Genomic DNA, 21050 nt, shown 5'->3' with positions numbered 1-21050 from the left:
GTTTTCAGGAAATACTGGAAGTTTAGATGCCGAGAATCCCTGCGCTTAGCCAAGTCGTTAGGCGCGTAATCATGGATAGTTCGTTACAATATGATAAACTTCCTATACAAATCGACAAAACTGTAGTAAATTTAGTTGTTGGAAAAGATTATATAGAGAGAACTATTTTAAACGGAGGAAACCCAAATGCGCAAAACAAAAATCGTATGTACTATCGGTCCTTCTAGTGAATCGTTAGAAAACATCAAGAAGCTGATCATGGCCGGAATGAACGTCGCTCGCTTGAACTTCTCCCACGGTGATTACGAAGAGCATGGGAACCGGATCAAGAATATTCGTCAAGCGAGTGCGGAGCTGGGGAAATCGATCGCCATACTGTTGGACACCAAAGGTCCTGAAATCCGTACCGGTAAATTGAAAGAAGAGCCTATCGAGCTGGTACAGGATGAATTCATTACCTTGACGACCGAAGAAATTCTCGGCGATAAGAACCGGATTTCCATCACATACAAAGATCTTCCTGGAGATGTGGAAGTCGGTTCGACGATTCTGATCGACGACGGTTTGATTGGTTTGACAGTCGTTGACATTCAAGGAACGGAAATCAAATGCCGCATCGTCAATGGCGGAACGATCAAGAGCAAAAAAGGCGTGAACGTACCCGGCGTAAACATTTCCCTGCCAGGCATCACTGAGAAAGACGCTAACGACATTAAGTTCGGGATCGAGCAAGGCATCGATTTTATTGCCGCTTCCTTCGTTCGTAAAGCGAGCGACGTGCTTGAAATTCGTCAACTGCTGGAGCAACACAACGCAACTCATATTCAAATCATCTCTAAAATCGAAAACCAACAAGGTGTGGACAACCTTGATGAAATCCTGGAAGTATCTGACGGCCTGATGGTTGCTCGCGGTGACCTCGGCGTGGAAATTCCTGCGGAAGATGTACCGCTCGTGCAAAAACGCATGATCGAGAAATGTAACCGTGTTGGCAAACCGGTCATCACAGCAACGCAAATGCTTGACTCCATGCAACGCAACCCAAGACCTACGCGCGCAGAAGCCAGCGACGTGGCTAACGCGATTTTTGACGGTACGGACGCAATTATGCTCTCCGGTGAAACGGCTGCCGGGAAATATCCGGTGGAATCGGTGCTAACGATGTCCCGCATCGCAGAGAAAGCAGAATCCGCTTTGGAATATCGTGAAATCTTCTTGAAGCAAAGCAATGCCCAACAAACGACCGTAACCGAAGCGATCAGCCAAGCAGTTGCCAACTCGGCGCTGGAGCTGAACGCGAAAGCGATCATTACTTCGACGGAAACCGGTTATACGGCACGGATGGTCTCCAAATATCGTCCGAAAGCACCAATTATCGCTGTGACGACGGAAGATCAAACCTTGCGCCGCCTGGCCCTGAACTGGGGCGTAACGCCGGTGAAAGGCGATATCGCCAGCACGACGGACGAAATGTTCGACAAAGCGATGAAGGGCGGCTTGGATTCCGGACTGGTGAAGGAAGGCGACCTCGTAGTCATTACTGCCGGGGTACCGCTCGGACGTTCCGGTTCCACGAATCTGGTGAAAATCGGGCAAATCCGCAAGTAGCTTAAGGTTTATATACATCGACTTCAAGTCACAAAGAAAGCAATGGGGCCCGCTGAGGGACCATTGCTTTTTTTGCCGCGGGAACGGGAACTGTACCTGCGGCAGCATCAGGCAAATCAGAAAGGAGCGGAGAATCGTGTACGTATGCGAACTGTCTATTGAGCCGAAATATTCGGAGTTTGACATGATGGGGATCATTTACCATGCCCGTTATATCGAGTGGTTCGAGCAGGGGAGGCTGCATCTGAGCCGGAATCTCGGCTTCGATTATTTCGATATGGAGCAGGCGGGGTATATCTCGCCCGTTCACGAAATGAAAGTAGAATATAAACGCGGGATCCGGTACGGGGATACCGTCCTGCTTAAGACCCGGGTCATTGAGAACAACGGGGTTAAAACGGCCTACGGATATGAGGTGTATAACGGGGAAGGCACGTTGTGCGTCGAGGGTTCTTCTTCGCATTATGTCGTTCGCCGCGAGGATTTCAAACCGGTGCAGTTCAAGAAGGTGTTCCCGGAATGGTACGCGGCGTTGGAGGAAGCCCGAAAACCGTAAAATTTTGATTATGTGACGCGGAGGCGGTAAAATACAAGTACAGGAATGTGATAAAGGAGTCCTGATATGCGTAAATGGATAGCCGCTCTCATCGTGTTGATTCCGATTGTTGAGTTTTGGGGGTATATGTACGTCGGCGAGAAGCTGGGCGTTGGGAAGACGATATTTTTGACGCTGGCGACTTCGGTCATCGGCGGGTTGATGATGCAATTTGAAGGACGTAAGGTGCTCGCGGATGCCCGAGCTCAGATGAGCGGCGGCCAACTTCCGGGACGAATGGTCCTAGATGGCTTATGCGTATTTGCCGGCGGGATTCTGCTGCTGATCCCTGGCTTCATTACCGATATCATTGGGTTTACGATGGTGTTTCCGCTGACGCGTATTCTCTATCGGATCCCGCTGATGAAATGGGTCAGCAAGAAGATCAAGGACGGAACGATTACGTATTTCCGCCGTTAACTCTGGTGGCAGGCAGCCCCTAAACAAGTCAAGAAAGGCATCTCGTCTCGGAGGGACGGGATGCCTTTTTTTTTTTCAAGCGTGAAGCTAATTCTATCTCAATCGACCATGCAAAATATAGTTCCGCAAATCCCGGACAACACCTGCACGGACGGCAGCACCCAGGATGACCAGCGTCACCGGACCGATGATCAGTCCCAATACGCCAAACAGCTTGAGCCCAACAAACATGGCGATCAGCGTGGGCAGGGGATCAAGTCCTACGCTGCTGGCCAGGACCTTTGGTTCAATGAGCTGACGGGCCAGCAGGATGACGCCGTACAAGACGGCCAGTCCAATCCCCAGCGTGTCGTGACCGGTGGCAAAGGCGTAGATGAGCCAAGGAATCATCACTGTACCGACACCGAGATAGGGCAACAGGTCGACAAGGCCGATCAGCAGGGCGTAGGTGAAGGCGGAATCGACGCCGAGGATGAGCAAGCCGATGAGAACGATAAATGCGGTGATCGAGATCATGATAAATTGCGCGCGCAGATAACCCGATAACGCCCGCTGGAGGTCGCGCCAGATGGCGCCTACGGTTTTGCGGAACGGCGCAGGGACCGAGGCGGCCAGAAATCGCATATCCCGCTCCCAATGATTGCTGATAAAAAAGGTGGCCAGCAGGATCACCCCGAGGATCACCCCTAAATTCGGGAGCGAGGAGAGCAGGTTGACGATCGTTTCCAAGACGTGATTGATAAGACGGGATACAAACGATCCGAACCTTTCAGCGGTATTGTCGATGTTTTTGTGGATCGTATTTTCATAGCCAGGGTTATCCGCAATAAACCGGTTGATTTCGGTAATGATCGACTGAATGCCTTCGCTTTGCGTCCATGAGATGAGCAGATTCCTCCACTCGGCGATCCGGTGATCAAAGGATTCGGCGAAATGAATGAGCTCTTTGACCAGCCGCGTTAAGGCCGCTGACACAATGATTCCTGCACTGCCTACATAAATGAACAATGAAAGCGTCACGGCCAGCCATTTAGGCACTTGCAAGTGTCTTTGGAACCACAGGACCAACGGATTCATCGCGTAGGCGATCAGCCAGGCGATAAGAAATGGATAACCGAGCGGGAGGAGCCAGTAGATCGCCAGGACGGAGACGATGAGGACAATGCATATCCAGCTGCCGCGCAGCACGCGCTTGACGATCACGTGATCCAAGTGGCATCTCCCCTTTTTCCCAGAAACCTGTCCTAGTTCAACTCTATGATTTGTCCACCTCGAATATTCCGCAGTGCACATTTTTTGGAAGTTGTGATATAATTCATTGCACAACTGCAATCGTTTACAAAATTTCTTTATTGTTGTGATAAAATCATTTAATGTACCCGGCGGTGCTGAAGCGGTTCCCATGTTTTCGGAAATCCAGTATGATGAAGAAGTAAGCGGTGGAGCTCTATTTTTGCAATTATAGGCCCGTTATTGGTTAACTTCGAAAATTTAAAACTTTCAATTTTGAGAGTGTTTCATGGGCTTGTTTGCTCACAAAATGTTAACAAAGGAGAGATGAATCATGACAGCTACGAAAGGCCTGGAAGGCATTGTTGCGGCAACCTCTTCGATCAGCTCCATTCATGATGGCGTTCTCGCTTATCGTGGTATCAATATCGACGAATTGGCGGAACGTGCGAGTTTTGAAGAAACAGCTTATTTGTTGTGGTACGGCAAATTGCCTAATCGAGCCGAATTGGACCGCCTGCAGCAGCAATTCAGCGATTACGCCGAAGTTCCTGAAGCGGTGCTAGAACAGATGAAGCTGTATCCGCAGACTGCTAACACGATGGCAGTGCTTCGTACTGCCGTATCGGCTCTTGCTTTGTATGATGAGAACGCCAATGACAACTCCCGCGAAAGCAACCAATTAAAGGCGATTAAGCTGCAAACCCAAATACCGACCCTGATTGCCGCGTTTGCCCGGATCCGGGAAGGTAAGGAGCCTGTCGCTCCGCTGAAGAACGTATCGATCGCACACAACTTCTTGTACATGCTGACCGGCGAGGAACCGGATCCGATTGCCGTTCGCGCTTTGGATCAAGCGCTGGTGCTGCATGCCGACCACGAGTTGAACGCTTCGACGTTCTCTGCACGGGTAACGATTGCAACGCTGTCTGATATTTACTCCGGAGTGACCTCCGCGATTGGCACCTTGAAGGGACCGCTGCACGGCGGCGCCAATGAAGCGGTGATGAATATGCTGGCCGAGATCGGGACGCTCGATCAAGTAGAGCCGTATATTCAGAAGAAGCTGGCCAATAAGGAGAAAATTATGGGCTTTGGCCACCGGGTATACAAAAACGGCGATCCGCGCGCAAAACACCTGCAAAATATGTCCCGTCAGCTGAGCATTCTGAAGGGCGATACCACGTTGTACGATATGTCCGTCAAAGTGGAACAGCTGGTCACCGCGCAAAAAGGGCTGAAGCCGAACGTTGACTTCTATTCCGCTTCCGTATATACGATGCTGGGCATTCCGCGTGACCTGTTTACGCCGATTTTTGCCATCAGCCGCTTGTCCGGTTGGACAGCTCATATTCTGGAGCAGTTGGAAGATAACCGCTTGATCCGTCCTCGTGCGGAATATACCGGTGCTACCAATCAGAAATACGTTCCTATCGAATTAAGATAAACAGCAATACGGGAGCTCCAAGGAACATTGTGGTAAAATGGAGACCGTGAGATGCAGCAAACAGACTTGAAGGAGGAAAACGTAAAAATGTTGAAACTCGAAAAGTTTGATCTTCCTACTGAAGGCGAGAAAATTACGATTCAGAATGGGAAGCTCCAGGTGCCTAACAACCCGATCATTCCGTTTATTGAGGGCGACGGGACTGGCCGTGATATTTGGAAAGCTTCGAAACGCGTACTCGACGCCGCCGTGGAGAAAGCCTACGGCGGTGAGAAGAAAATCGCGTGGTATGAAGTGTTCGCCGGCGAAAAGGCCTTCAATACATACGGGGAGTGGCTGCCAGCGGATACGCTGACGGCGATCCGTGAATATATTGTGGCCATTAAAGGACCGTTGACTACGCCAATCGGCGGCGGCATCCGCTCGCTGAACGTGGCGCTCCGTCAGGAGCTGGACTTGTACGTCTGCCTTCGTCCGGTCCGTTATTTCCAAGGCGTGCCTTCTCCGGTGAAGCATCCTGAGCTCGTGGACATGGTGATTTTCCGTGAGAACACGGAGGATATCTATGCCGGCATCGAGTATAAAGAAGGCTCCGAGGAAGTTAAGAAAGTGCTGGCCTTCCTGCAAAACGAAATGGGCGTGAAGAAAATCCGCTTCCCGGAAACGTCCGGTATCGGTATCAAGCCGGTTTCGGAAGAAGGGTCGAAGCGTCTTGTTCGCGCAGCGGTTGAATATGCGATCAAGCATGGCCGTAAGAGCGTTACGCTGGTGCATAAAGGCAACATCATGAAGTTTACGGAAGGCGCGTTTAAGAATTGGGGTTATGAAGTTGCGGAAGCCGAATTCGGCGATAAAGTGTTTACTTGGGCCGAATACGACCGGATTAAGGAACAGTCCGGTGTGGATGCAGCGAACCAAGCGCAGAAAGCGGCAGAAGCCGAAGGCAAAATCATCGTGAAAGATGCAATTGCCGATATTGCGCTTCAACAAGTATTGACGCGGCCGACGGATTTTGACGTCATCGCTACGTTGAACCTGAATGGCGACTACTTGTCCGACGCCTTGGCAGCGCAAGTAGGCGGCATCGGTATCGCGCCAGGCGCTAACATCAACTACGTCACCGGACATGCGATCTTCGAAGCAACGCATGGTACAGCTCCGAAGTATGCGGATCTCGACGTGGTGAACCCGGGCTCTGTGATTCTGTCGGGCGTCATGATGCTGGAGCATCTGGGCTGGCAAGAAGCGGCGGATCTGATCTATAAAGGCTTGGAAATTTCGATTAATAACAAAACGGTGACCTACGACTTTGCCCGCTTGATGGACGGAGCAACGGAAGTGAAATGCTCCGAGTTTGCTGATCATGTCATCAAAAACATGTAATCGCTCATTTTAAGCTTTAGCAGGGCAATCTCCGTTGATGTAGACCCTCCCTAGCGTTTGGCAGGGAGGGCTTTTTTTGCCTTGTCCTTCAGCGATTTCTTTGGTTTCCATCCTTTGTTTTCATCCATAAATAAAATAGATTATAATAAATGTAATTGACACGAAAGGACGGTTAGGTCATGTACCAAGTCATGTTATTCCTACATATTGTCGGCGCATTGGCGCTTGGCTTCTATCTGGTTCTGCCGTTTGTGCTCGGCCGAATCGGCAAATTGTCGCTGGCGGCTCAGGAAGGGACGGTATCGGCAGTGATCTCCCTGAACCGGTACGCGCAAATCGGGCTGATCATCCAATTGTTGACGGGCGGTTATTTGATTGGACAAGGCACTTACTCCGTCGCGTGGATGATTGTGATCGTCATCTTGTACCTGGCGATCGGCGCGTTTAGCGGAATTATGGCCAAGCCGCTGCGCTTGGCGCTGGAAGGAATTCGTAAGAATCAAACCGTGACGGCGGAGGAAGGGAAGCTGCGTACATTAAGCGCTCTGCTCTCCGTGACGGTATTGCTTATTTCGTTCTTTATGGTGTTCAGCACCATTATTTAATCGAAAAGTTCAAAGACCTGCCGGTAGATTTACCGGCAGGTCTTTTTGCTGAACGCTGCTTTAAGCCGCGTTGGCGCTTGGTTAGGAAGGACTTTGATTCGCTTTTTTTAACTCGTCCAAATGGGTGAACATTAATTTTAAAATATCGAGCGCCAGTTGTTTCTCTTTCGTAGAACGGTTCATGACGATCTGTTGGATCTGATCCAAGAAATGGTCGTCACTGATCTCAATCGAATCGTGGAGCAAATAATCAACGGTAACGCCCAATTGATTCGCCAATTTCACCAGCGTTTCCAGGGACAAACTGCGTTCTCCCCGTTCGATTTGTCCTATGTATGCGTCCGAAACTTCAATGCGTTCGGCGAGTTTTTCCTGGGTCAAGTGCATTTTATGCCGTTCTTGACGCAGCCTTTTCCCCAATGCCTCGTAATCCATATTACCCCTCCTGTATTTACCTTAAGTTAGAACCTGATGGAAAGATAATAAACTACAGGTTTTGTTTGTATTTACTGCAAGTACGAATTGGGTTATTATGGAATTACAGGATTTTTTAAATTATATCCTATTATTTATTCTAACTAAATATAAGGAGATCATGTATGTCTTCCTCATCAACATCAGTATCAATTATTATCGCAGTCAAGAATAATGGAATCGATTTGTACACGACGATGGAATCTTTGAAAGTGTCGCAGACGACCTTGCCGTATGAAGTGATCATCGTTGATGAAGGTTCGATTGACGGTTGCTGTGATTTCTTGATGAACTATCGGTTTGATCAGCCGTTTCAACGGATCAAGGGGGAGCCCGGAACATCGGCGCGTAATCTCGGTGCAGCGCATGCTAGAGGGGATTATCTGATCTTCAGCGGCTCTCATTTATATTATGATGACGGATGGATGGAGCGGCTGTTGGAGCCGCTTATGCAGGGACAAGCCGATGCCGTATCCCCGGCTTTTGAGAAGAGTGAACGTTCCACCGTCCCGGCCAGCAAGGAGGTCGGAGGGATGATTGGCTTGTTGCGCAGCTACCCGATCCAGCGTGCAGATCAGAACCTGGACATCCCGTGGTTGTCTTGGGAATGCTTTGCCGTCGGGCGTAGTACGTTTCGCGAGATGGAGGGGCTAGTGGACGGCTTTTTCGGCAAGGATGTGGAGACGGCGGAATTTTCCTTGAGGCTCTGGTTGCAGGGGAGAACCTGCCAGATTGTCCCGGATGTGACGTTAATGCAAGTCTTCCGTCAGAATTTCCCCTATGACAATAGCCGGGAAATGTGGGGTGTGGATCTACTGACCCTTGCGAACTTACATTTTGGGGATGAACTGACTTCGGTTTGTCGGGAACAGGTGAATCAGGCGTTTGGCGAAGAGTTGTTGGAAGCAGCACAGCTCAGCCCACTGGCATTAGCTCGGAAGGAGAAATTTGCTTCCCTGCGGAAGCACGATGCAGCATGGTTGTTTGAACGATTCGGGGTCCATTGGAAATCATAGACGGATAAGCTGGGGATGTCAGGCTATCCTAAGAGGTGAGTGAGTGGACAGGTACGTTCGTACCGAGGTTCACCAATTACCGTAAAGGAGGATGCAGCAATGGCAGGTAATGGACAAGCGAAGCAAACCTTGCCGCCTCAGCATCAAAACCATCAGCCAGGTATCGAATCCGAGATGCACCCGCGTCCAGAATATGAAGGGAACTACAAGGCAGCAGGCAAGCTAAAGGGCAAAGTGGCGCTGATCACCGGAGGTGACAGCGGTATTGGCCGGGCGGTGGCGGTAGCTTACGCTAAAGAGGGTGCCGATGTGGCCATCGTCTACTTAAATGAACACGAGGATGCGAACGTGACTCGACAGGAAGTCGAACAAGAAGGACGCAAATGCCTGTTGATCGCCGGTGATATCGGCGACGAAGCATTTGCCGAGAAGGCGGTACAACAGACGGTACAGGAGCTCGGACGCTTGGACATCCTGGTGAACAATGCGGCTGAGCAGCATCCGCAGCCAGACATTACAGCCATTTCGGCGGCACAACTGGAGAAGACATTCCGGACGAACATCTTTTCCATGTTTTATTTGACGAAGGCAGCGATGCCGCATTTACGCAAGGGCAGCTCAATTATTAATACGGCATCGGTAACGGCTTATAAAGGCAACCCGCAGCTGATTGACTACTCCGCCACGAAAGGGGCAATTGTCAGCTTCACGCGGGCGTTATCGATGAACGTTGTTGGAAGCAAAGGCATCCGGGTGAATGCTGTTGCCCCGGGACCGATCTGGACGCCCCTCATCCCGTCTACCTTCGATGCGAAGCAAGTATCCGAATTTGGTGGAACAACGCCAATGCAACGGCCTGGTCAACCGGAGGAGTTGGCTCCGGCTTACGTCTTCTTGGCTTCGGATGATTCTTCGTATATGAGCGGCCAGGTGCTGCATATCAACGGCGGTGAGATTGTCAACGGCTAGCCTTCAGGCTAAGATTCTGAGATTGGATCAACCCATGCAATCGAACCCTCAAGAGATTCGGCACAGTACCGAACAAGCTTGAGGGTTCTTTCCGTATTTTTCGCCGATTCAGCCTTTCAAAGGAATTCTTCAGTGATAATTCTCACTCATTTCGGAGCTGATTTTGGACAGAAATCGTCAACCGAAACGAGTTCTTATGTTATTATTAATCTGAAGAATGCGATAGGTTAACGACACCATGTGATGAAGGATATTACGCGCCAAAGGGTCAAACAAGATGGCAGGGAGAGGGGAATCTTGGATCATGCACCAGTTTGAAGAAAGCGTATACGAATTGATTGTGGAAGCTTCAACGAAATTGCCGGGCGACGTTCGGCGTGCAGTGAATCGGGGCCGTGCCTTGGAAAACCGGGCGACACGGGCCGGTTTGGCCATGTCGACCATCGCGCAGAACATTCGGATGGCGGAGGAGCAGGTTTCACCGATCTGCCAGGATACCGGGATGCTCACGTTTATGATACACACGCCGGTAGGGGCGAATCAAATTGAAATGAAAAAGGCGATTCACGCCGCGGTGAAGCGCGCCACGGAAGAAGGCAAGCTGCGTTCCAATTCGGTAGATTCGCTCACAGGAGCGAACAGCGGAGACAATTTAGGCCCAGGGACGCCAGTCATTCATTTCGAGCAATGGGAGCAGGACTCGATCGACATCCGGCTGATCTTAAAAGGCGGCGGGTGCGAAAATAAAAATATCCAGTACAGCCTTCCAACCGAGCTGGAGGGGCTGGGCCGTGCCGGACGGGACCTCGACGGCATCCGTAAATGTATCCTGCATGCCGTGTACCAAGCGCAGGGGCAAGGCTGCAGCGCAGGATTTCTTGGCGTGGGCATCGGCGGCGACCGTACGACGGGATACGAGCTGGCTAAACAGCAACTGTTCCGCCCGCTGGATGACGTGAACCCAAATCCGGATTTGGACCGACTTGAAAAATATATTATGGAAACCGCCAACCAGTTGGGTATCGGAACGATGGGCTTTGGCGGGGAAGTCACTCTCTTAGGCTGCAAAATCGGGGCGATTAACCGGCTTCCGGCAAGTTTCTTTGTCTCCGTTGCTTATAACTGCTGGGCGTTCCGCCGTCAGGGCGTGGAGATCGATCCGGCAACCGGGGCGATCCGTGAATGGCTTTATGAACGCGGCAGCGAGGTGCCGGTGGACGGCGAGCTTGAATCGGTTGCAACAGGAGCAGCTGCCGAAGGGACTCCAGCGCCAGCCAGCAGAGAAGTTGTGCTGCAAACCCCAGTGACGGAAGAGCAAATCCGCAGCCTGCGGGTGGGCGATGTGGTGATCATCAACGGGGAAATGCACACTGGACGGGATGCTCTGCACAAATATTTAATGGATCACGACGCCCCGTTGGATTTGAACGGTGCGGTCATTTACCACTGCGGACCGGTCATGCTGAAAGACGAGGAAGGTTGGCACGTGAAGGCGGCCGGACCAACAACCAGCATCCGCGAAGAACCGTATCAAGGGGATATCATGAAGAAATTTGGCATCCGCGCCGTGATCGGCAAGGGCGGCATGGGGCCGAAGACGCTAGCTGCCTTGAAAGAGCATGGCGGCGTGTATTTGAATGCGATTGGCGGGGCAGCGCAGTACTATGCGGAATGTATCAAGAAAGTCAACGGCGTTGATTTCTTGGAATTTGGCGTTCCGGAAGCGATGTGGCATCTCGAGGTCGAAGGTTTTGCGGCGATCGTAACGATGGATTCGCACGGGGACAGCCTGCATGAAGGCGTGGAGAAAGATTCGTTGGCGAAGCTCGCCGCATTTAAGGATCCGGTGTTTAAATAACATGAAAACCTTTCGCTCGCGCCTAACCCTCATCCTGATGATTTTGCTGGGCATCTCCATGCTGGCTGCCGGCCTGGCGATGGCCCAGATGTTTAAGAATATGCATATTCGGGCGTTGGAGGACAATATGGCCCGGGAAATTAACTTGCTGGAAGCTACCGTGGATTTCGTTTCCGCCCAAGGGAATCCCGAGGCCCAGGCCTACTACGAACGTCAAGCGAAGCAATTCGAGGAGCTGACCGGTTCCCGAGTCACGTTCATTACCCTGGACGGGAACGTTGTTGGCGATTCGGAATCCAATCCTGAGCATATGGATAACCATGCCCATCGTCAGGAGATTGAATCTGCAGCGGGCGGGAACGTCGGGAGTGCGATCCGGTACAGCGAAACGATCGGCGAAAATATGCTGTACGTCGCCCAGCGCGTGACCGCCGGCGAATTTGACGGCTATATCCGTCTTTCGATGAGTTTGGCTGACGTGGAGGAGGGGCTAGCCCAAGCCTGGATGTGGCTGTTTGGCGCGTTGCTTGTTCTATTCCTCATCGCGGGGCTGGTGAGTTACCGGGTGGCGGCGGGGTTAACGAAGCCGCTGGAACAAATTACTCGCGTAGCCCACCGTATCTCTCGATTTGATTACGACGCGAGAGTCAAGCTGGCCCGTAAGGACGAAATCGGTCAACTGGGCATGGCAATAAACGGAATGGCGGACAGCTTGCAGCAGCAGCTCAAGCGGATCCGGGATAACGAGGATTTGATGCAAAGCGTCCTCGCAAATATGACCGGCGGTATTCTTATGGTAGATGCCACCGAGCATATCGCCTTGATTAACCGGAAAGCGGAACGCATCCTCCATACCAAGGGCGAGCTGGTGTTAGGCAAACCGTATCAGGAGCTCAAGCGAAATTACGAATTCGTTAAATTTATGGAGGAAGGCATCGCCCGGAAAGAAGCGGTACAGGAAGAACGCAACGTCTACGATCCCGAGGAGAAAATATTGCATTTCGACGGGGTGCCGATGTTTGAGGATAACGGCAACTATCGCGGCATGTTGTTCCTGGTGCAGGATGTCACCGAAATCCGCAAGCTGGAACGGATGCGCAGCGAATTCGTGGCCAACGTATCCCACGAATTAAAGACGCCCATTGCCGCGGTCAAAGGCTTTGCCGAAACGCTGCTCGCCGGCGGGGTGAAGGACGAGGAGACCACCCGTTCCTTCCTGCAGATCATCTATGATGAAGGCGACCGGTTGAACCGGCTGATTGGCGACCTGCTTGAGCTGTCCAAAATCGAATCGAAGCGGGTGCCGCTGGAGTACGCGCCCGTGCAGTTAAGCGAGCTGTTTGACAGTCTTTATGAAGTGCTTCTCCCGGCTGCGGAGAAGAAGTCGATCTCGATGTCGCATGACGTGCCCGAGCATTTATTTATCGAAGCGGACGAGGATCGGCTGCGGCAAATCTTTATGAATTTGCTGTCCAATGCGATCAGCTATTCCTTGGAAGGCGGGAAAGTGCGCGTTTCCGCAAGCATCATAGGCGAAGGCGGGGACGAGGAGAAGGTGCGTATTCTCGTTAGCGATACGGGTATCGGCATCCCTAAAAAGGATCTACCGCGAATTTTTGAACGGTTCTATCGGGTAGATAAAGCCAGATCCCGCAGCTCAGGTGGGACAGGACTTGGCCTGTCCATCGTCAAGCACCTCGTGGATCTGCACCGCGGCACGATCCGCGTGGAGAGCAAGGTTGGCGAAGGAACAACGTTTATTCTGGAGCTGCCCCTGATGCATTCCCTGGATGATTAGGATCGGTCCGGGGATCATAAAAATAAAATGTAAACCGTTTTTTGTTTAACTTTACACTACGTTAACATTGCCGTGATATGCTGGGCTTGTCATTAAAGTGATATTGGTTCAGAGATGAACTTGTACCGCAAACAAATGGAGGGTACTATGACTCAACGTCTATTGGTTATCGAAGATGAACCGACGTTATCCCGGCTTTTGTCTTACAACCTGACGAACGAAGGCTATGAAGTTATCGTAGAGGATCACGGGCAAATCGGTTATGAAACCGCACTGCGGCAGGATTTTGATTTGATCTTGCTGGATTTGATGTTGCCGGGCATGAACGGTTTTGAGATCATGTCGAAGCTGCGCAGCGAGGGTGTGAAGACGCCGGTGATTATCCTGACCGCCAAAAATGCGGAGGAAGAGGTCGTCCAGGGCTTGAAATCCGGTGCTGACGATTATATCACGAAGCCGTTTGGCGTTGCGGAGCTGTTGGCTCGTGTTGCCGCCGTTCTCCGCCGTTCCACCGGCAAGGAAGAACGCGAGAAGCCGGCTGAGCAGGATAATTCACAAATCGTGCTGGGCGCCTTGACGATTTACCCCGAGAAATACGAGGTCACGTTAAACGGGGAACCAATCACGCTGAGACCTAAGGAGTTTGAGGTGCTGCTGTACTTGGCTCGCAAGCCCGGCGTGGTGATGACCCGAGACGATCTGATGAACGCCGTGTGGGGATTTGACTATATCGGAGGACAGCGGACGGTGGATGTGCACGTCAGTTCGCTGCGCAAGAAGCTTGAGCTGGATCCGCAGTCCGTGCATATCGATTCCATTCGCGGTGTTGGCTATAAACTGGTTGTGAATAAGAAGCAAGCGTCCATCATGTAACTTTTATGGTGGACGTTCTTTTTTACATAGGGCTAACATCCTGGGAACATAAGCTTAACATTATCCCTCTATGATTAGATCGAACGCAGCGTTTACATATGGGGGAGTGAAGCAGGTTGGGAAAACAGGCCATAGCACTGCTGGAAAGCTCGACAGATCAAGAGACAGGGAGCGGGACAGCAAGCAGCGAAGTAGGCGAGATTCACCGTGCGGCGTTGGTGAGGCAAGAGGATCGCTCGAATGGAGGGCGGGCAGGTGCAGGAAGTAGGGGGCTAACAACGGTTGAAGCCCGTTCCTTCTGTCGCAAGGTTCCGGTTATTGGCCCGGAGGTTCCCTGTCGCCAGGTGATGGGGGAGTTTCAAAGGCAGCCTGAGCTTCCGTGCATCGTGATTTGTGATGAGGATCACAAACCGTTGGGGCTGCTGATGCGGGATCGGTTTTTCCGCCACTTGGCGGGGCGGTTTGCCGCTGATCTATTTTATGAAGTCGCATCGTTTCAGTTTGCCGAGCAGCAACCTTTGATTTGCGAAGGTGATACGCCTGCTGGTGAACTGCTGGATCTGGCGTTGGGAAGGGAGGGAACCTCCTTCTACGATGGTCTGATCTTAACCGATCAAGGGAAATATTACGGAATCCTGACGATTCAGGATCTGATGCAGATGTCCCGGGAGCTGCAGCGGGAGGCGGATGAAGCGAGGCAGGCGGCGGTGCGTGACAGCCGCGACCGGGTCGTAGAGATCGAGCAGTCGATTGCAGCGGTGGCGGAATCGGCAAAACGAAGCTTGCAGGAGACCGAGCGGATGAATGATTTATCGTTGGAGGGGCGGCAAGAGCTGGAGGCCGTGAAGGCGTCGTTTACCCGCGTGCTCGAGATGGCCCGTTCCCAAGAGAAGCAAATGGCCAAGCTGCTGGAGCAGATGCAGCAGATCTCATCGGTTGCGGATCATATCCGCAGTCTCGCGGACCAAAGCGGCATGCTGGCGATGAACGCCTCAATCGAAGCGGCACATGCCGGCGAGCACGGGCGCGGGTTTGCGGTCGTCGCCTCCGAGGTTCGTAAGCTTGCACTGCAGACCAAGCGATTCTCGGAGGAAATTGGCGACACGTTAGGGGTGGTGAATCACTTGATTCAGCAAACGGCAGCCACCGTCTCCTCAACAGCGGAGGAGATGGCGGAAAGCCACGAACGGGTCGGTAACGCGGACGGGACGTTCCAAGCGCTGGTGGAGTCCGCCCGGGCGGCAGAGCAGCGCAGCCAGGAGATGTTCCGCTCATCGGAAACGGCGGCCGAGCGAACGAGAACCGTGCTCTGGGAGTTACAACATTTAACATCACTTTCGTAAAATTTTACACCACGTTTACAATGTAGCTCATGTGCTTTTACATAAGTGCGATAGAATACAATTGTTTGACATGAGACAATTCGCGAATATGCGTATACTAGCTAAATCGATGTAGAATTGGCACGGGCTCGCGGGAAGGCGGGTACCGTGCTTCAAGCTTGCTTGGCATTCCCCGGCCCGTAACGGCTTAGAGGCTGCGGCCGGTGGCTTAGACGTATTTTGGTGAAGGAGAACTGCAATGAAACCTATCATCCGGATTCAAAAATTAAACTTATATTATGACCGATTCCATGCGTTGAAAGACGTTTCTCTGGATATTCCGGAAAAAGCAATTACCGCTTTCATTGGCCCCTCCGGCTGCGGCAAATCGACGCTTCTCCGCACATTGAACCGGATGAACGATATGATTCCGGGCACGCGGATCGAAGGGGTTGTCCAAATTGCCGACACCGACATTTACGGCGACGATGTTGAAGTGGAGGCTTTGCGCAAACGGGTGGGGATGGTGTTTCAGCAGCCGAATCCTTTTCCGAAATCGATTTATGACAATGTGGCTTATGGCCCGCGGTTACACGGCATCAAGAATAAAGCGGAGCTGGACGAGATCGTGGAACGAAGCCTTCGCCAGGCCGTGTTGTGGGACGAGGTGAAGGATTTCCTGAATCGGTCGGCCCTGAGCCTGTCCGGCGGACAGCAGCAGCGGCTTTGCATCGCCCGGGCGATCGCTGTGCAGCCGGATATTTTGCTAATGGATGAAGCCACTTCAGCGCTGGACCCGATCTCTACCCTCAAAATTGAAGAGCTGGTGCAGCAATTAAAAGATAGCTATACGATCGTTATGGTCACCCATAACATGCATCAGGCGGCGCGCATCTCGGGTAAGACGGTCTTTTTCCTGAACGGAGAAATTGTGGAGGCGGACGATACGCAGAAGCTCTTCTCCACGCCGCAGGATCCACGCACTGAAGATTACATTTCCGGTCGTTTCGGATAACAAGGAGGCTGCAGCAAGATGATTCAAAGAAAGGAATTTGATCAGAATCTGGAGGATTTACGGCAGCTGCTGAGAAAAATGGGCGAGCATGTGGAGGATGCCTTGACGGGGGCGATCAGCGCCCTGCAGGCTCTGGACTCGGCCAAAGCGAAAACCATCATTGAACGCGATGTCGAGCTGAACCGGATGGAAGAGCAAGTGATGGACCTCGGCTCGCGCCTGATCGTGACTCAGCAGCCGGTGGCCAAGGACCTGCGGCGGATTATCGTGGCGTTTAAAATTTCCAGCGATTTGGAGCGGATGGGAGACTTGGCGATCGATATCGCGAAGGTCACCCTGCGGCTGGAAGGCCAGCAGTTAATCAAGCCGCTCATCGATATCCCGAAGATGTCCGAGCTAGTCATACTGATGGTGCGGGAATCGCTGCAATCGTATTTGGATGAGAATACCGATCTGGCTTACAAAATGGCCAAGGATGACGACGAGGTAGATCACCTGTACAGCCAGATGATTCAAGAGTTGTACGGGTTTATGATCGAAAACCCGGAATCCCTCCAGCAGGCGATGCTGCTGACGCTGGTGGGCCGATACATCGAGCGAATCGCCGACCATGCAACCAATATCGGGGAAAGCGCCGTTTACCTGGTGACCGGGCATCGTCCTGACCTGAACCAATAACTTTGAAATGAAGTTTTTCGTGCGTCCAACCGGTCGCAGCTGGCGAAATTACGCAGGCTGCGACCGGTTTTTCTTTTCCAAGGACGGCTTTGGTGTTATCGGGATGGCCCCTGTGTTATCATAAGATAAGGTAGAATACTGTGGACGAGGTGTCGTATGGAAAAATTGATTCTTATAGATGGGAACAGCATCATTTACCGGGCATTTTTTGCGATGCCGCCGCTCACGAACTCCAGCGGGTTGCATACGAATGCCGTTTACGGTTTCACCAATATGCTGCTGCGCCTGATCCAAGAGGAGCGCCCTACCCATATGCTGGTTGCCTTTGATGCGGGCAAAGTGACGTTCCGGCATGAAGGCTATCAGGAGTATAAAGGAGGACGCGACAAAACGCCGCCGGAGCTGTCCGAGCAATTTCCGCTGATGCGCGAGCTGCTGGAGAGCTTTGGTATCGCCTGGTTTGAACTGTCCGGGTACGAAGCGGACGACATTATCGGCACCTTGAGCAAACGGGCGGAAGAGGCCGGTCATGAAGTGCTGGTCGTGACCGGCGATAAGGATATGCTGCAGGTCGTCAGCGATCGGGTTAAAGTGGCGCTAACGCGCAAGGGTGTCAGTGAAGTCGAGCCTTACGGCCCGCAGCAAATTGAAGAGAAATATGGGCTGAAGCCGCTGCAAATCATCGATTTGAAGGGCCTGATGGGCGATACGTCCGACAATATTCCGGGAGTGCCGGGAATCGGAGAGAAGACAGCCCTGAAATTGTTGCATCAATACGGTTCCGTTGAGGAAGTGTTGGCCCATACCGACGAATTGAAGGGCAAAATGAAGGAGAATCTGATGAACCACGCAGAGGACGCCCGCATGAGCAAGCAGCTGGCAACCATCTTCCGAGAGGTTCCTATTGAACGCTCCTGGGAGGAGATGAAGTTTGACGGCATTCCGGAGGAAACCGCGGTCCCGATGCTGCGCAAGCTGGAGTTTAAGTCGCTGCTGGAGCGGATGTCCTTTGCCGGCGGCGAGAATGCAACCGGCGAAGCGGCTCGCGCGGAGCAGGTTGACATCCAGGTGACCACGGTGGACTTGGACAACCTTAAGGAGCTTACGGCCGATTTGCCAAACATCGAAGGAATCATCGTGGAGTCCCACGGGGAGAACCCGCATCAGGCCGAAATGATGGGCATGGTGCTGTCTACGGCCAGCCGCCACTACTTCCTGTCGTTTGACGTGCTGCAATCGGAGGCTGCGGCGGAAGTGCGCGCTTGGCTGGCGGACGAGCAGGTGCCGAAGCGCGGGTATGATCTGCACCGGGCGGATTTGGTGCTGTTCTGGCATGGCGTTGCTTTTGCCGGAGCCGAGCACGACGTGCAACTGGCGGCCTATTTGCTTGATCCGACGGAGAGCGACCAGACGATCAGCGGGCTGGCCGCGAAATACCAGCTGCCGCAGGTTCCCGGAGACGATGAAGTTTATGGCAAAGGCGCGAAATTCAAAGTGCCGGAGCCGGATGTATTGAGCCGTCATCTGGCTCGCAAGGCGGATGCATTGCTGCGGATCCTGCCTTTGCAGCGTGAGGATTTGGCGAAATACGAGATGGAGAAGTTATTTTATGAGCTGGAAATGCCGTTATCTCGGATTTTGGCCGACATGGAGAAGCAAGGCGTTGCCGTCAACAAGGAAGCCTTGAAAGAGCTGGGCGTGGAATTTGAAGCCCAAATCAATAAACTGGTTGCGCGTATTTATGAGATCGCCGGCCAGGAGTTTAATATCAATTCCACGAAGCAGTTAGGGGAAATTCTGTTTGATAAGCTGGGCCTGCCGGTCATCAAGAAGACGAAAACCGGCTACTCCACAGATGCGGAAGTGCTGGAGAAGCTGGCGCCTTACCATGAGATTGTGCAGTTTATTTTGGAATACCGCCAGCTGGCCAAGCTGCAATCGACCTATGTCGAGGGGCTGCTGAAGGAGATTTCGCCGAAAACGGGCAAAGTGCATACGTATTTCCGGCAGACGATTGCCGCTACCGGACGCTTGAGCAGCCAGTATCCGAACCTGCAGAATATCCCGATCCGGCTGGAGGAAGGCCGCAAAATCCGCAAGGTGTTTGTGCCGTCCGAGGAAGGCTGGTTTATTCTGTCCGCGGATTACTCGCAAATCGAGCTTCGGGTGTTAGCGCATATTTCCGGGGATCCAGGGCTGCAGGAAGCGTTCCTGCACGATATGGACATCCACACGAAGACGGCCATGGACGTGTTTGGCGTAGGACCGGATCAGGTGGACGCCAATATGCGACGTTCCGCGAAGGCGGTCAACTTTGGCATAGTCTATGGGATCAGCGATTACGGCCTGTCCCAGAACCTGAACATCACGCGGAAGGAGGCTGCTCGCTTTATTGAGCAATATTTTAATGCCTTCCAAGGGGTTCGGCGTTACATGGATGAGATCGTGAAGGCAGCTAAGCGTGACGGATATGTTAAGACGCTGCTGGAGCGCCGCCGTTATCTGCCCGAGATCAACGCCTCGAATTTCAACCTGCGTTCCTTCGCGGAACGGACGGCGATGAATACGCCAATTCAGGGGACAGCGGCGGATATCATCAAGCTGGCTATGGTGCGCATGGATGAGGAACTGCATAAGCACGGATTAAAGAGCCGCATGCTGCTTCAGGTGCATGACGAATTGGTGTTTGAGGTGCCGCCGGAGGAGCTGGAGTTCATGAGCAAGCTGGTTCCGGAGACGATGGGGAAAGCGTTGGAGCTCTCTGTACCGCTGAAAGCCGAAGTATCCAGCGGATTAAATTGGTACGAAGCGAAGTAAGCTCTGCGCATGACAACAACTTAGATCGAGGTGAGAGGATATGCCGGAATTGCCGGAGGTGGAAACGGTCCGACGGACCTTAACCCAATTGATCGTGGGCAAGACGATCCAAAGCGTTCATGTGTTTCTGCCGCGCATCATCCAACGGCCGGATGATATCCGACGGTTTGAAGCCGAACTTGCCGGCCATACCATCTTTGAGATTGGCCGCCGCGGAAAATTTTTGCGGATTATCATGGATGGGCTGGTGCTCGTCTCCCATTTGCGGATGGAAGGGCGTTACGGGCTGTATCAGCCCGGAGAAGAGGTGGAGAAGCATACCCATGTCATTTTCCGGTTTACGGACGGGACGGAACTCCGCTACAAAGATGTACGCCAGTTTGGTACGATGCATCTGTTTGCTCCTGGGGAGGAGTTTACGAACAAGCCGCTGGTGAAGCTGGGATTGGAGCCGCTGGAGGAGTCGTTTACCCTTCAAGCATTCCAGGACAAAATTTCCCGGCGAACCACGAAAATCAAGCCAGCCTTGCTGAACCAGGAATACATCGTTGGCTTGGGGAATATATATGTAGATGAAGCATTGTTTCGGGCAGGCATCCACCCGGAATATCCGGCGGACAAGCTGACCAAGAGGCAGCTGGAGCAGCTTCATGCCGCCATCGTTGAGACGTTAACCGAAGCGGTAGAAGCTGGTGGCTCCTCCATCAAATCGTACGTGAACGGGCAAGGTGAAATGGGGATGTTTCAACATTCCTTGCGGATGTACGGCCGCCAAGGTGAGCCTTGTCTGAACTGCGGACAGCCGGTGATGAAGACCGTTGTAGGGGGGCGGGGCACGCATTTTTGCCCGAATTGTCAGCCGCCTTATCGGACAAGCGGGTCTGCACGCGCCAAGCAACGGCTAACGAGATAGAACGAGGCTCCAAGTTATGAGTGTGAGGT

The 21050-nt window shown here is 52.4% G+C and carries 18 protein-coding genes; 16 read left to right on the top strand and 2 right to left on the bottom strand.

What is annotated here, in order from left to right; all coding sequences use genetic code 11:
- Window positions 1-186: 186 nt before the first annotated feature.
- From pyk to ACL02P_RS09990, 3 genes are all read left to right on the top strand, one after another.
- A complete protein-coding gene (gene pyk / locus ACL02P_RS10000) occupies window positions 187-1608 on the top strand; it encodes a pyruvate kinase (protein ID WP_009226745.1) in 1422 nt (473 codons plus the stop codon).
- Between the two features lie 136 nt (window positions 1609-1744).
- Window positions 1745-2164, top strand: coding sequence for an acyl-CoA thioesterase (locus tag ACL02P_RS09995; RefSeq protein WP_009226746.1), 420 nt, complete (start codon window positions 1745-1747; stop codon window positions 2162-2164).
- Between the two features lie 66 nt (window positions 2165-2230).
- Entirely contained in the window at window positions 2231-2623 is a 393-nt protein-coding gene (locus ACL02P_RS09990; RefSeq protein WP_009226747.1) for an FxsA family protein, read from the top strand.
- A gap of 93 nt (window positions 2624-2716) precedes the next feature.
- Here ACL02P_RS09990 and ytvI read toward each other — a convergent pair whose 3' ends face one another.
- Window positions 2717-3835, bottom strand: a complete 1119-nt coding sequence (gene ytvI, locus ACL02P_RS09985; protein WP_009226748.1) for a sporulation integral membrane protein YtvI — start codon at window positions 3833-3835, stop codon at window positions 2717-2719.
- Between the two features lie 352 nt (window positions 3836-4187).
- On the opposite strand from ytvI, the gene citZ reads away from it, so the two are divergent.
- The 3 genes from citZ to ACL02P_RS09970 all read left to right on the top strand — a co-directional run bounded on the left by citZ (window position 4188) and on the right by ACL02P_RS09970 (window position 7288).
- Window positions 4188-5300, top strand: a complete 1113-nt coding sequence (gene citZ, locus ACL02P_RS09980; protein WP_009226749.1) for a citrate synthase — start codon at window positions 4188-4190, stop codon at window positions 5298-5300.
- Between the two features lie 87 nt (window positions 5301-5387).
- Window positions 5388-6683 carry an NADP-dependent isocitrate dehydrogenase gene (gene icd, locus ACL02P_RS09975; RefSeq protein ID WP_016312838.1) on the top strand — a complete coding sequence of 432 codons (1296 nt, stop codon included), beginning with the start codon at window positions 5388-5390 and terminating at the stop codon, window positions 6681-6683.
- 179 nt (window positions 6684-6862) lie between these two features.
- Window positions 6863-7288, top strand: coding sequence for a hypothetical protein (locus ACL02P_RS09970; RefSeq protein WP_009226751.1), 426 nt, complete (start codon window positions 6863-6865; stop codon window positions 7286-7288).
- A gap of 81 nt (window positions 7289-7369) precedes the next feature.
- Here the strand turns inward: ACL02P_RS09970 and ACL02P_RS09965 are convergent, their stop codons facing one another.
- Window positions 7370-7723, bottom strand: a complete 354-nt coding sequence (locus ACL02P_RS09965) for a helix-turn-helix domain-containing protein (protein WP_009226752.1) — start codon at window positions 7721-7723, stop codon at window positions 7370-7372.
- Between the two features lie 164 nt (window positions 7724-7887).
- Here ACL02P_RS09965 and ACL02P_RS09960 point away from each other — a divergent pair, with 164 nt between their 5' ends.
- The 10 genes from ACL02P_RS09960 to mutM all read left to right on the top strand — a co-directional run bounded on the left by ACL02P_RS09960 (window position 7888) and on the right by mutM (window position 21021).
- Window positions 7888-8778, top strand: coding sequence for a glycosyltransferase family 2 protein (locus ACL02P_RS09960; protein ID WP_412837198.1), 891 nt, complete (start codon window positions 7888-7890; stop codon window positions 8776-8778).
- 99 nt (window positions 8779-8877) lie between these two features.
- Window positions 8878-9747, top strand: coding sequence for an SDR family oxidoreductase (locus tag ACL02P_RS09955; RefSeq protein ID WP_009226754.1), 870 nt, complete (start codon window positions 8878-8880; stop codon window positions 9745-9747).
- A gap of 304 nt (window positions 9748-10051) precedes the next feature.
- Entirely contained in the window at window positions 10052-11605 is a 1554-nt protein-coding gene (locus ACL02P_RS09950; protein ID WP_009226755.1) for a fumarate hydratase, read from the top strand.
- Between the two features lies 1 nt (window position 11606).
- Entirely contained in the window at window positions 11607-13403 is a 1797-nt protein-coding gene (pnpS, locus tag ACL02P_RS09945; protein ID WP_036646475.1) for a two-component system histidine kinase PnpS, read from the top strand.
- 147 nt (window positions 13404-13550) lie between these two features.
- Window positions 13551-14276 (top strand): response regulator transcription factor, encoded by a 726-nt coding sequence (locus ACL02P_RS09940; protein ID WP_009226757.1) that lies wholly within the window; start codon window positions 13551-13553, stop codon window positions 14274-14276.
- Window positions 14277-14392: 116 nt separating this feature from the next.
- Window positions 14393-15619: a methyl-accepting chemotaxis protein gene (locus tag ACL02P_RS09935; RefSeq protein WP_412837197.1), complete on the top strand. Its 1227-nt coding sequence runs from the start codon at window positions 14393-14395 to the stop codon at window positions 15617-15619.
- Between the two features lie 238 nt (window positions 15620-15857).
- A complete protein-coding gene (pstB, locus tag ACL02P_RS09930) occupies window positions 15858-16613 on the top strand; it encodes a phosphate ABC transporter ATP-binding protein PstB (RefSeq protein ID WP_009226759.1) in 756 nt (251 codons plus the stop codon).
- An 18-nt stretch (window positions 16614-16631) separates the two neighbouring features.
- Window positions 16632-17291, top strand: coding sequence for a phosphate signaling complex protein PhoU (phoU, locus tag ACL02P_RS09925; protein WP_009226760.1), 660 nt, complete (start codon window positions 16632-16634; stop codon window positions 17289-17291).
- A gap of 156 nt (window positions 17292-17447) precedes the next feature.
- On the top strand, window positions 17448-20108 hold the full coding sequence (gene polA / locus ACL02P_RS09920; protein ID WP_412837196.1) for a DNA polymerase I: 2661 nt from the start codon (window positions 17448-17450) through the stop codon (window positions 20106-20108).
- A gap of 40 nt (window positions 20109-20148) precedes the next feature.
- Entirely contained in the window at window positions 20149-21021 is an 873-nt protein-coding gene (gene mutM / locus ACL02P_RS09915; protein WP_412837195.1) for a DNA-formamidopyrimidine glycosylase, read from the top strand.
- Window positions 21022-21050: the final 29 nt, after the last annotated feature.

The organism is Paenibacillus sp. MB22_1 (genome assembly GCF_047200555.1).
Lineage (GTDB): Bacteria > Bacillota > Bacilli > Paenibacillales > Paenibacillaceae > Fontibacillus > Fontibacillus phoenicis.
This window is presented reverse-complemented; position numbering and strand designations above follow the sequence as displayed.

Coding starts and splice junctions, on each gene's coding strand:
- pyk (WP_009226745.1), top strand. CDS start 187: ATGCGCAAAACAAAAATCGTATGTACTATCGGTCCTTCTAGTGAATCG.
- ACL02P_RS09990 (WP_009226747.1), top strand. CDS start 2,231: ATGCGTAAATGGATAGCCGCTCTCATCGTGTTGATTCCGATTGTTGAG.
- citZ (WP_009226749.1), top strand. CDS start 4,188: ATGACAGCTACGAAAGGCCTGGAAGGCATTGTTGCGGCAACCTCTTCG.
- icd (WP_016312838.1), top strand. CDS start 5,388: ATGTTGAAACTCGAAAAGTTTGATCTTCCTACTGAAGGCGAGAAAATT.
- ACL02P_RS09970 (WP_009226751.1), top strand. CDS start 6,863: ATGTACCAAGTCATGTTATTCCTACATATTGTCGGCGCATTGGCGCTT.
- ACL02P_RS09965 (WP_009226752.1), bottom strand. CDS start 7,723: ATGGATTACGAGGCATTGGGGAAAAGGCTGCGTCAAGAACGGCATAAA.
- ACL02P_RS09960 (WP_412837198.1), top strand. CDS start 7,888: ATGTCTTCCTCATCAACATCAGTATCAATTATTATCGCAGTCAAGAAT.
- ACL02P_RS09955 (WP_009226754.1), top strand. CDS start 8,878: ATGGCAGGTAATGGACAAGCGAAGCAAACCTTGCCGCCTCAGCATCAA.
- ACL02P_RS09950 (WP_009226755.1), top strand. CDS start 10,052: ATGCACCAGTTTGAAGAAAGCGTATACGAATTGATTGTGGAAGCTTCA.
- pnpS (WP_036646475.1), top strand. CDS start 11,607: ATGAAAACCTTTCGCTCGCGCCTAACCCTCATCCTGATGATTTTGCTG.
- ACL02P_RS09940 (WP_009226757.1), top strand. CDS start 13,551: ATGACTCAACGTCTATTGGTTATCGAAGATGAACCGACGTTATCCCGG.
- pstB (WP_009226759.1), top strand. CDS start 15,858: ATGAAACCTATCATCCGGATTCAAAAATTAAACTTATATTATGACCGA.
- phoU (WP_009226760.1), top strand. CDS start 16,632: ATGATTCAAAGAAAGGAATTTGATCAGAATCTGGAGGATTTACGGCAG.
- polA (WP_412837196.1), top strand. CDS start 17,448: ATGGAAAAATTGATTCTTATAGATGGGAACAGCATCATTTACCGGGCA.
- mutM (WP_412837195.1), top strand. CDS start 20,149: ATGCCGGAATTGCCGGAGGTGGAAACGGTCCGACGGACCTTAACCCAA.